This is a genomic window from Ekhidna sp. ABH4_415 (assembly GCF_056161305.1).
Genome location: NZ_JBSWYW010000036.1, coordinates 1 through 241, shown reverse-complemented (window position 1 = coordinate 241; position 241 = coordinate 1). Strand labels below are relative to the sequence as shown.

Annotated in this window: 1 protein-coding gene; it reads right to left on the bottom strand. The window is 44.4% G+C overall.

Annotation, left to right across the window (positions count from 1 at the left end; translation table 11 throughout):
• Positions 1-241: putative metal-binding motif-containing protein (locus tag ACXAH9_RS17205; RefSeq protein WP_474896088.1), on the bottom strand; the 241-nt coding region annotated here is incomplete at both ends.

Genomic DNA, 241 nt, shown 5'->3' with positions numbered 1-241 from the left:
CATGCCATCACAGTTTTGATCGATTCCATCGTAAGGAATTTCAGGAGCTCCTGGTCGAATAGTAGGATTGGTGTCATCACAGTCAGCTGGAAAAGAAACTCCATCACCATCTACATCTGTTAGGTCCATACCATCACAGTTTTGATCGATTCCATCGTAAGGAATTTCAGGAGCTCCTGGTCGAATAGTAGGATTGGTGTCATCACAGTCAGCTGGAAAAGAAACTCCATCACCATCCACA